The sequence below is a fragment of the Nonomuraea zeae genome, from assembly GCF_005889725.1.
Taxonomy (GTDB): Bacteria; Actinomycetota; Actinomycetes; order Streptosporangiales; family Streptosporangiaceae; genus Nonomuraea; species Nonomuraea zeae.
This window is the reverse complement of record NZ_VCKX01000386.1, coordinates 1-10,113: the sequence shown is the minus strand read 5'-3', so window position 1 is coordinate 10,113 and position 10,113 is coordinate 1. Positions and strand designations below refer to the sequence as shown.

Genomic DNA, 10,113 nt, shown 5'->3' with positions numbered 1-10,113 from the left:
ACTTCGGCATCGTCCGATGTGTTTAAGAGACAGCTCCTCGTCGGGGAAGGGGTTCGGGGCGGACATCAGCCGGGCCAGCGCGTCCTTGGCCGCGGCGAGGCCCTCCTCCGGCGTCCGCTGACCGACGATGACCGGCGAGAACGCCTGGCCGAACTCGATCCACAGCCGCGAGGCCGAGCCGGCGAACCACACCTGGGGATCGAGCGACACCTCGGTGATGACCGAGCGGTACTCCGACTGGGGTTGCAGCGCGAGGTACTCGGGCTTCTCCAGCGCGGGCAGGTACGCGGGCACGTGCCCCGCCACCGCCCAGTCGGCGCTGTTCTTGACCAGGTAGGCGATGAACCGGTAGGTGGCCCGCTCGACCTCGGGATCACGGTTGCGCTGGTGCGGCAGCACGAACGAGTGGCAGTCGGCCTGCGCCGCGCCGGAGCCGAAGACGCTGGGGAAGCGCGTCATGCTGAACGGCGTCTTGCGTTCCTTGAGCCCGGTGGTCTCCCAGTCGCCGTTCCACAGGAAGGCCGCCTGGCCGTTGGTGAAGTTGGCCACCGAAGCGCCGTAGTCCGTACGCGTGTCGCACAGCCCTTCCTGACCGAGCATGCGCATGAACCGCAGCGCCTCCAGCGCCTTGGCGTCGTCGATGGTGATCTTGGTGCCGTCGTCCGACAGCAGGGTGCCGCCGCTCTGCGGATAGAGCGAGTACCACACGCGCCAGGGCCCCACCGTGCCGAGGCCGAGCGCGTCGAACGCCAGTGGCGGCTTGCCCCCCATGACCTCCTTGGCCTTGCGCAGCGCGGCCACCAGCTCTTCCTGGTTCTTGGTAGGCGTCAGCTTGCCGTCCGGGCCGAGCAGCCCGGCCTTGCCGCAGATGTCGGTGTTGTAGTACTGCACCATGGGGTGGGCGTCGAACGGGATCGCGTACAGCACGCCGTCGAGATGGGCGCGCTCCCAGATGGGCGGGCTGAAGTCGGAGGCCCGCAGGCCGGCCTCCTCCAGCAGCTTGACGTTGATGGGGTCGAGGATCGAGCCCGCGCCGATGCCGGCGAGCCGGGCCAGGTGGAAGGTGGCCAGGTCGGGGGAGCGGCCGCCGGAGCCGGCCATCGCGATCTTCGTGTAGTAGGGCTCGCCCCAGGCGAGCACGTTCTCCTCGACGAAGATGTCCGTGTTGTCCCGGGCGAACGCCTGGACCATCTTGTTCATGATGATTCCGTCGCTCGCGCCGAGGAAGTGCCAGTACTGGACGCGGGTCTGTGCCGAGCCGAGCCCCACGGGGATGGCGCAGCCGGTGGCGGCGGCGCCCACGAGGGCGAGGCCGCCGCCGAGAAGATGCCGGCGGGAGATGTCGGGGGGACCTTGCACGGTGGCCTCTTCCTACCGAGCTATCGCTTGATCATGTTCTCGCTAACATTTCGCGGGGTTCGTGACGGCTGTGCACAGAGCCTCCCGCGATGCGCGCAGAGGCGTCGGAGCGAGCCGCCCGGGTCACGGAGGTCGCTGCGCTGACCCGATGTTTCGTCGGGGTTACCCGAGTGTTAGCGGTAACACCCGTGCTGTCAAGAGGCCCACGGCAACCGTTTGCCGTCCGCCGGCACAGGTGTCGGCCCTCTTGACCCGGCTATTTGATAACGCTAACAATTTGGGCACGTAACGCCCGCGAAATCAGGAGCCCAGCCCGTGCATCACGCCAAGCTCACCCTCGATCCCGCGTTCACGGTCGCTCCGGTGCGCCGGCGCACCTTCGGCACGTTCGTCGAACACCTCGGGCGATGCGTCTACACCGGCATCTTCGAGCCGGACCACCCGTCGGCCGACGAGGACGGCTTCCGCGCCGACGTGCTCGCCCTGACCAGGGAGCTGGGCGTGTCCACCGTCCGCTACCCGGGCGGCAACTTCGTCTCCGGCTACCGGTGGGAGGACGGCATCGGCCCGGTCGGCGGGCGGCCGCGCCGGCTCGACCTGGCCTGGCACAGCACCGAGACGAACGAGGTCGGCGTCGACGAGTTCGTCCGCTGGTGCCGCAAGGCGGGCGTGGAGCCGATGATGGCGCTCAACCTCGGCACCCGCGGCATCGCCGAGGCCCTCGACCTGCTCGAATACTGCAACCATCCGTCCGGCACCGCGCTGTCCGACCTCCGCGTCACCCACGGCGCGAAGGAGCCGCACGGCATCAGGATGTGGTGCCTGGGCAACGAGATGGACGGGCCCTGGCAGACGGGGCACAAGACGGCCCGCGAGTACGGCCGGCTGGCCGCCGAGACCGCCCGCGCCATGCGCATGGTCGACCCCGGCCTGGAGCTGGTGGCCTGCGGCAGCTCCAGCTCGTCCATGCCGACCTTCGGCGCCTGGGAGGCCACGGTGCTGGAGGAGACCTACGACGTGGTCGACTACATCTCCTGCCACGCCTACTACGAGGAGAAGGACGGCGACCTCGGCAGCTTCCTGGCCAGCTCGGCCGACATGGAGTACTTCATCTCCTCGGTCGTCGCCACCGCCGACCACGTCGGCGCCCGGGTCAGATCGCGCAAGAAGATCAACATCTCCTTCGACGAGTGGAACGTCTGGTACCTGTCGCGCTTCCAGAACGCCGCGCCGCCCGCGGACTGGCCGGTCGCGCCGCCGCTGCTGGAGGACCACTACCACCTGGCCGACGCGGTGACCTTCGGCGGCCTGCTGATCACGCTGCTGCGCAACAGCGACCGGGTGACCGCCGCCTCGCTGGCCCAGCTCGTGAACGTGATCGCGCCGATCATGACCGAGCCGGGCGGGCGGGCGTGGCGCCAGACCACGTTCCACCCGTTCGCGCAGGCCTCCAGGTACGCGGCCGGCGACGTGCTGCGGGTGGAGCCGGTGTCGCCAGCGTACGAGACGGCCGCGTACGGGGAGGTGCCGCTGCTGCACGCGGTGGCCACGCACTCGGCGGAGGGCACGACGCTGTTCGCGGTCAACCGCTCCACCGACGGCCCGCTCTCGCTGGAGATCGACGTCAGGGCGCTCGGCGGGCGGCGCATCGTGGAGGCCACCACGCTGGCGGACCCGGACGTGTACGCGCGCAACACGGCCGACGAGCCGGACCGGATCGCGCCCAGGGCGAACGCGGACGTCGAGCACGACCCGGCCCGCGTCCTGCTGCCGCCGGTCTCCTGGAACGTGATCAGACTGGCCTGACGCGGCTCGCGTGGCGGGGTGGTCAGGTGGGTCTGGGCGCGGCGCCGGTGCTCTCCCGGACGACCAGCTCGGGCTCGATCAGCCGGCGCGCCTCGGGCGCGTCTCCCGCCATCAGGTCCAGCAGCAGGTGGAAGGCATGCCGGCCGACCTCGCCGAAGTCCTGCCGGACGGTCGTCAGCGGCGGCCAGTAGTAGGCGGACTCGGGGATGTCGTCGAACCCGGCCACGCTCACGTCCTCGGGAACGCGCCGCCCGGCCTCGCGCAGCGCGCGCAGCACCCCGAGCGCCATCTGGTCGTTGGCCACGAACACGGCCGTGACCTCGGGGTCCTGGGCCAGGCGGCGGCCGAGCTGGTAGCCGGAGCGCGAGCTCCAGTCGCCGCGCAGCACCTCGGGCACCGGCCGGCCGGCGGCCGCCAGCACGCCGCGCCACCCCTCGATGCGGTCGTTGGCGTCGAGCCAGTCGGCCGGCCCGGCCACGTGCCACACCGTCTCGTGGCCGAGGCTGAGCAGGTGCTTGGTCACCCTGGCGGCCCCGGCCCGCTGGTCCACCTTGGCGACGGGCACCGGGATGTCGTCTCCGGCGTCGACCGCGACCACGGGCATCTCCGGCGGCAGGTGCCGCAGCCCGTCGGCGGCCGACTCGTGCGGCGCGACGATGATCACGCCGTCCACCGCCTGGGCGCGCAGCCGCTGCACGCCTTCCTCCATCGACTTGCGGTTGAGCGAGCTGAGGCTGGCGATGCTGACGTTGAAGCCGGCGTGCCTGGCCGCCTGCTCGATGCAGTAGAGGGTGGTGGCGGGGCCGTAGAGGGTGGTGTCGATGCTGACCACGCCGAGCACCCCTGAGCGGCCGGTGACGAGCTGGCGGGCGGCCTGGTTGGGCCGGTAGTCGAGCTCGCGCACGGCGGCCAGCACCCGGGCCCTGGTCTCGGCGCGGACCATGTCGGGCGCGTTGAGCACCCGCGAGACGGTCATCGCGGAGACCCCGGCGAGCACGGCCACGTCCACGAGGACCGCCGGTCTGCCACCCTTGGATTTCACCGCGGCTCACCCCCTTAGCGGTAACGCTAACAGGCAGAGGGGGCGAGTGCGCGGATCATTTGTTCCGGTTCCTGGCCCGGTCCATTCCCGGCGGCGCAGGCGCGGAGATTCGGGGCCGGCGGTGGCGCCGGTCGCCGGTCGCGAGGCTCACACCGGCCGGATCGACCACTGCTGGCAGGTGTTGTTCAGCCAGCTCCACTGCCGCACGTCGGTGCCGTCGGCGGTGCCGCAGTCGGCCACGTCGGCGACCTTGCCGGTGGCGGCGTTCACGATCCTGACCCAGCCGCCCGTCGCGGTGTAGACCAGCCGGAAGCGCTGGCAGGTGTTGTTCAGCCAGCTCCACTGCCGCAGGTCGGCGCCGTCGGCGGAAGAGCAGTCGGCGACGTCGGCGACCTTGCCGGTGGCCACGTTCACGAGCCTGCTGGTGTCGTCGGCCTGGTCCTCCACCCGCCAGCGCTGGTTGGCGCCACCGTTGCAGGTCCACTGCTGGATGTTCGCGCCGTCCGCGCCGGATCCGCCCGACACCTCCAGGCACTTGCCGCTGTTGCGGTTGACCAGCGTGTACGCGGCCGGCGTCGCGGCGCTCTCCCCGGCGGGTGCGGCCAGCGAGGTGCCGGTCGCGACCGGGGTGCCGAAGTTCGGGGTGCCGTCGGAGTTCCAGGTGAACTTCTGGGCGCGCGTCGTGCGGTTGTTGTCGCAGCCGCCGCTGGAGGAGCTGTTGGCGTGGTAGACGATCCAGCTCTCGCTGCCGTTGGGTGAGGTGAAGAAGCCGTTGTGGCCGGGGCCGTACACGCTGCCCGAGCGCTGGAACACCGGCGTGGACTTCTTCACCCACGAGGAGGCGCTGAGCGGGCTGCCGCCGTTGTAGGTGAGCTGCCCCAGCTTGTAGTCGGGCCCCCAGCACGCGCTGGCCGAGTAGATCACGAACGTCTGCCCGTTGCGCTGGAGCGCCACCGGCCCCTCGTTCACCGTGCCGCCCTGCGTCTCCCAGCTGTAGGACGGGCTGGAGATGCGGGTGAAGGTGCTGCCGCTGACCGTGTACGGGTTGCTCATCGGCGCGATCACCAGGCTCTGCGCGCTGCCGCTGACGAACCCGCTGCCGAGCAGGTAGAGCGACCCGTTCAGGCTCATCGGGCTGGCGTCGATCAGCCAGCCGCCCGGGGTCAGGTTGGAGCCGGTGAGGATGTTGCGGTACGCGTAAGGCCCGAGCGGGTCGCTGCCCGTGCTCTCCAGCACGTGGGTCCGCTGGCTGTCGCAGCAGGCGGCGCCCACCTGGCCCGCCGAGTAGTAGATGTACCAGCGGCCGTTGAACTGGTGCAGCTCGGGCGCCCAGAAGTTGGTCCCGCGCGAGGTGGTGGTGTCCTGCCAGACCTGGATGCCCGGGGCGCTGGGAAGCCCCTGGAGGGTGGGCGACTTGCGCATGACCAGGGTGTTGGTGAAGCTCGTCGTGATCAGGTAGTAGTTGCCGTCGTAGTACTGAAGCCAGGGGTCGGCGCCCTTCTGGGACTTGATCGGGTTCGTGCACGACGTGGCGGCCGAGGCGGGTCCCGTGCCGGGGACGACCAGGGCTAACAGCAGGAGCGTCAAGGCGGCCAGGATTCTGCGGATCATCGTCGGAGACTCCTTGATAGCGTTAACATTTTGCGGCGTTCTTCAGCACTCGCCTTCCGTGTTTCCGTGGGGTTCCGCGATTGTTAGCGCTCACGTTTCGGGTGTCAATGGGCGGCTGAAACTTTCACCTGCCCCCGCGGCGATCATCGTCCCGGCGGGCGCACGAGGCCGGCCGGGCCCGCTCGACCGGCGGACCGGCAGCTCAGAGCCCGTACGCGGTCGGCGGAGGGCTCAGCGGCGGACCGGCAGCCCGGAGCCGGTACGCGGCCCGGCAGGGCTCAGCGGCACCGGCAGTTCAGGGCGCGTCCGCGGCCCGGCGGAGGGCTCAGCGGCGGCGGCCGCCGTAGAGGGAGACGCGCTCGTCCTGGTCGTGGTCGAACTCCCCGACCAGGAACATGTCCCGCCGCCACGGCCGGTAGGCGATGTTGATCGTCCACTCCTCGTAGTACCAGTCGGTGCTGTAGCCGCTGAAGCGGAAGTTGGCCCGGTAGCGGGCCCGCTCGGCCGGGCGCAGCGAGAACACCTGCCCGGGGAACCGGTTGGTCGGGTACGCGGCCCACACCGGCGTCCGCGCCACCCGGAGCGCCGGCTCGGACAGCGTGAAGCGCAGCCCGTTGAGCTGGCAGGGAAACGCGTGCCCGTTGACGGCCCCGGTCGGGGAGTATCCGGTGCCCTCCTCGACGACGACGTCATGCACCACCAGCGGGGCGTCGGGCCCCGGCGGCACCGTGAAGGCGGAGGGGATCTCGCGCCTGCGCGCCGCCTCCTCGGCCTCGCGGCCCTGCTTGGTCCAGCGGACCACGATCCGCTGTACGATCACCACCTGCCGCCCTCCAGATCACCTCTCGAAGACATTGCCTATGAGGACGATGGTGTCATCCGCCGTACGTCTGCCGGAACCTTCCGGGGGACGCGCTCTCCGACAGCGCTCTCCGGCAGCGCTCTCCGACAGCGCTCTCCGACAGGGGCGCGGGAACGCACTCAGCCCCAGGGCCCGAAGGCCGCTGGGGCTGAGTGAAAAGTGAGTGGACGATACTGGGATTGAACCAGTGACCTCTTCCGTGTCAGGGAAGCGCTCTCCCGCTGAGCTAATCGTCCGTGGAGGTGGCGACGGGATTTGAACCCGTGTGGACGGCTTTGCAGGCCGCTGCCTCGCCTCTCGGCCACGCCACCGAGTCAAACCTCTCCGAGCGGAAGACGGGATTCGAACCCGCGACCCTCACCTTGGCAAGGTGATGCTCTACCACTGAGCCACTTCCGCGTTGCAGGGCAAGTCTAGCGCCTTTCGCGACCGGATGCTGACGGTGAACGGCTGCGAGCCGGCCCAGCAATCCGTTCACCTGCTCGTTCGCGGCGCTATTTGCGGAGCTGGCGGGCCACGCTGCGCTCCGTGGCGGGCAGGCTGAGGAAGATCTCCAGGATCCTGGTGAGCCGGTGGACCTCGATGCGGTGGAAGGCGGGGCCCTCCGAGCGGGCCAGCAAAAGGGTGAGGGCGAGGGGCGGCAGCGGCGCGTGGATGACGTGCAGGCCGCCGTCGAGCGTCATCGCCTCCGGGCGCGAGGACGTCAGCTCGGGGATGGCCGGCTCCTGCGGGGCGCGCCAGCTCGCGTAGACGACGCCGTGCTCGGCGGCCGTGGCCGCCCAGTCGGCGCTGAACAGCACGGGGAGCGAGTCGATCAGCGTGGTCAGCGCCCGGTCGCCCGCCGTCGTGATGTATTTCAGTATTTCCAGCTCGGGGTAGGTGCCGGGGGCCTCGCGAGTGGGCCAGAGGCCCTCGACCGTCACGCCCTCGACGCTCTGCAGACCTTCGAGCAGGGCCTGCTTCGGCGTGCTCTCCGGGCAGAAGACCGTGATGTCGTCGACGGCCACGCCCGCGCCCCGGTCGAGGACGGTCACCTGGGTGATGTCGGCCCCGGCCGTGCCAAGGACCTTGGTCACCTGCGCCAGGGAGCCCGGCTTGTCGGGCAGCGCGACGCGTACTCGAAGAAGCATCCGTCCCCCTCCATGAAGATGCCGGTTCCCAGCCTATCCGCGAATACCGGTCATGGCCTGACCTGCGCTACAACTGACGGAGTGAAGATTGGGCCGATTGGGGTTTGGCCGCCGGTGGTGCTCGCACCCATGGCGGGGATCACGAACGCGCCGTTCAGGGTGCTGTGCAGGGAGCAGGGCGCCGGGCTGTTCGTGTGCGAGATGATCACGACGCGGGCGCTGGTGGAGCGCAATCCCAAAACCCTGCGGATGATCAGGTTCGCGGATTCGGAGCGGCCCAGGAGCATCCAGCTCTACGGGGTGGATCCGGGCATCGTGGGGCGCGCGGTCAAGATGATCGCCGAGGAGGATCTGGCCGATCACGTCGATCTCAACTTCGGCTGCCCGGTCCCCAAGGTGACCAGGCGCGGGGGTGGCTCGGCGCTGCCGTACAAACGGAACCTGCTGCGCCGGATCCTGCGGGAGGCGGTCGCGAACGCGGGCTCGCTGCCCGTGACGATGAAGATGCGCAAGGGGATCGACGACGATCACCTGACCTACCTCGACGCGGGGCGGATCGCGGTCGAGGAGGGGGTCGCGGCCATCGCGCTGCACGCCCGCACGGCCAGGCAGCACTACGGCGGGGTGGCCGACTGGTCCGCCATCGCCCGGCTGAAGGAGGCCGTGCCGGAGATCCCCGTGCTGGGCAACGGCGACATCTGGTGCGCCGACGACGCGCTGCGGATGGTCGCGGAGACCGGGTGCGACGGCGTCGTGGTCGGGCGCGGGTGCCTGGGGCGGCCGTGGCTGTTCAAGGACCTGGAAAACGCGTTCAACGGCAGCCCCGAGCGGGTCAGGCCGACGCTCGGCGAGGTGGCCGAGGTGATGGCCAGGCACGCCGAGGGGCTGACCCGGTGCTTCGACATCGAGCGGTACGCGGTGGCGGACTTCCGCAAGCACGTCGGGTGGTATCTCAAGGGCTTCACGGTCGGCAGCGAGCTGCGCCGGGAGCTGGCCACGGCCGAGTCGCTCGACGGGTTGCGCGCGGGGCTGGCCAAGCTGGAGCACGACCAGCCGTGGCCGCCCAACACCGACACGCCCCGGGGCAAGTCGGGCGAGCGGACCAAGGTGCTGCTTCCTGACGGGTGGCTGGACGACCCGTGGGACTGCGTGGTCCCCGACGACGCCGAGTCCGACATCTCCGGCGGCTGACGACCCGTTAACCGCCTCCGGCCCATCGCGGGCCGTCTCCGGCTCTGTGCGGGCCGGCGGCGTTCGGCGCGGGCGTCTCCCGCCCCAGCGCGGGCGGAGGGCGGGCCGCCTCCGGCTCAGTGCGGGCCGGCGGCCTCCGTGCCGCACGGCCCGCCGCCGACGGCGGGCTCCAGGCGTACGGGGTGGCCCGACATCGTGAGCGTCGGGTAGTACTCGGAGATCCGCTCGGCCGAACGGCCGACGTAATGGCAGATGAAGCTGCGCCTGAAGCGGTCGGGCGTGCTGTTCGGCTCCGAGCCGTGCACCAGGCTGCCGTTGAAGAACAGCACGTCCCCGGCGTCCATGTCGACGGGCGCCCGGTCGAGGCCGGGCGGCGGCGGGACGTACTCGCGGGTGAACGAGACGCCCTGGTCGGCTTCCTCCGGGCAGAACAGGTCCATCAGGTGCGTTCCGGGCACGACTTCGAGGCCGCCGTTGGCCCGGTCCACCCGGTCGAGCGCCACCCAGGCGGCCACGCAGGTGCCCGGCTCGACCCGGAGGTAGAAGTTGTCCTGGTGCAGCGCCTGCCCCCTGGCCCCCGGCGGCTTGAAGTAGAACATGCTCTGGGCTGCTATCGGCTCCTCTCCCAGTAGGTCGCGCAGTATCGCCGCGATGCGCGCGTCGAGCAGGTAGCGCAGGGCCACGTCGTTCACCTGGTGCGGGTGCATGATGCGCGGATAGTCGCGGAGAATGTCATAGGGCCGCCCGGGCTCCTGCGGCTGCGGCGCGAAGTGACCGGCGATGGGACCCCTGGCGTGCAGCGCCATGAACTCGTCGCGCAGCTCCGCCACCTCCTCCTGGGAGAGGAGCGCGGGCACCAGCAGGTACCCCTGGTCGTGGAAGTCGTTGAGCCTCATGTACGCAACGCTAAGGAGCGCACTCGTGGAACGGTATGCCTGTGACCGCTGAGGACCTGTCTGTTCCTGCTGCCGAGCTGATGATCGTGGGCCACTACGACAAGACGGCCGGCTACGCCACGCGCCGGTCCGCCGGGTCGCCGAGCTGGCTGCTGCTGTGGACGGAGGCGGGGGCCGGGCTCGTCGAGCAGGGCGCGGTGTCGTGCGAGGTGGGGG

At 70.4% G+C, this 10,113-nt stretch carries 8 protein-coding genes and 3 tRNA genes; 2 read left to right on the top strand and 9 right to left on the bottom strand.

Translation table 11 applies throughout. The features are described from left to right. Window positions 1-1,359 (bottom strand): extracellular solute-binding protein (locus ETD85_RS55785; RefSeq protein WP_138697959.1); only part of this gene is annotated, 1,359 nt, incomplete at its 3' end. 315 nt (window positions 1,360-1,674) lie between these two features. On the opposite strand from ETD85_RS55785, the gene arfA reads away from it, so the two are divergent. Next, window positions 1,675-3,165, top strand: coding sequence for an arabinosylfuranosidase ArfA (gene arfA / locus ETD85_RS55780; RefSeq protein ID WP_138697958.1), 1,491 nt, complete (start codon window positions 1,675-1,677; stop codon window positions 3,163-3,165). A 22-nt stretch (window positions 3,166-3,187) separates the two neighbouring features. On the opposite strand, the gene ETD85_RS55775 is transcribed toward arfA, so the two are convergent. The 7 genes from ETD85_RS55775 to ETD85_RS55745 all read right to left on the bottom strand — a co-directional run bounded on the left by ETD85_RS55775 (window position 3,188) and on the right by ETD85_RS55745 (window position 7,810). Beyond that, window positions 3,188-4,207: a LacI family DNA-binding transcriptional regulator gene (locus ETD85_RS55775; protein ID WP_138697957.1), complete on the bottom strand. Its 1,020-nt coding sequence runs from the start codon at window positions 4,205-4,207 to the stop codon at window positions 3,188-3,190. Between the two features lie 147 nt (window positions 4,208-4,354). Continuing rightward, on the bottom strand, window positions 4,355-5,818 hold the full coding sequence (locus ETD85_RS55770; RefSeq protein WP_138697956.1) for a family 43 glycosylhydrolase: 1,464 nt from the start codon (window positions 5,816-5,818) through the stop codon (window positions 4,355-4,357). 325 nt (window positions 5,819-6,143) lie between these two features. Beyond that, window positions 6,144-6,641, bottom strand: coding sequence for a hypothetical protein (locus ETD85_RS55765; RefSeq protein ID WP_138697955.1), 498 nt, complete (start codon window positions 6,639-6,641; stop codon window positions 6,144-6,146). Between the two features lie 203 nt (window positions 6,642-6,844). Further along, window positions 6,845-6,916, bottom strand: a tRNA-Val gene (locus ETD85_RS55760). 1 nt (window position 6,917) lies between these two features. Further along, window positions 6,918-6,991 (bottom strand) — tRNA-Cys (locus ETD85_RS55755). Window positions 6,992-7,007: 16 nt separating this feature from the next. After that, window positions 7,008-7,079 (bottom strand) — tRNA-Gly (locus tag ETD85_RS55750). Window positions 7,080-7,174: 95 nt separating this feature from the next. Then, window positions 7,175-7,810 (bottom strand): ACT domain-containing protein, encoded by a 636-nt coding sequence (locus ETD85_RS55745; protein WP_138697954.1) that lies wholly within the window; start codon window positions 7,808-7,810, stop codon window positions 7,175-7,177. A gap of 81 nt (window positions 7,811-7,891) precedes the next feature. On the opposite strand from ETD85_RS55745, the gene dusB reads away from it, so the two are divergent. Continuing rightward, window positions 7,892-9,001: a tRNA dihydrouridine synthase DusB gene (gene dusB / locus ETD85_RS55740; protein WP_276617414.1), complete on the top strand. Its 1,110-nt coding sequence runs from the start codon at window positions 7,892-7,894 to the stop codon at window positions 8,999-9,001. Between the two features lie 116 nt (window positions 9,002-9,117). Here dusB and ETD85_RS55735 read toward each other — a convergent pair whose 3' ends face one another. After that, entirely contained in the window at window positions 9,118-9,897 is a 780-nt protein-coding gene (locus ETD85_RS55735; RefSeq protein ID WP_138697953.1) for a phytanoyl-CoA dioxygenase family protein, read from the bottom strand. Window positions 9,898-10,113: the final 216 nt, after the last annotated feature.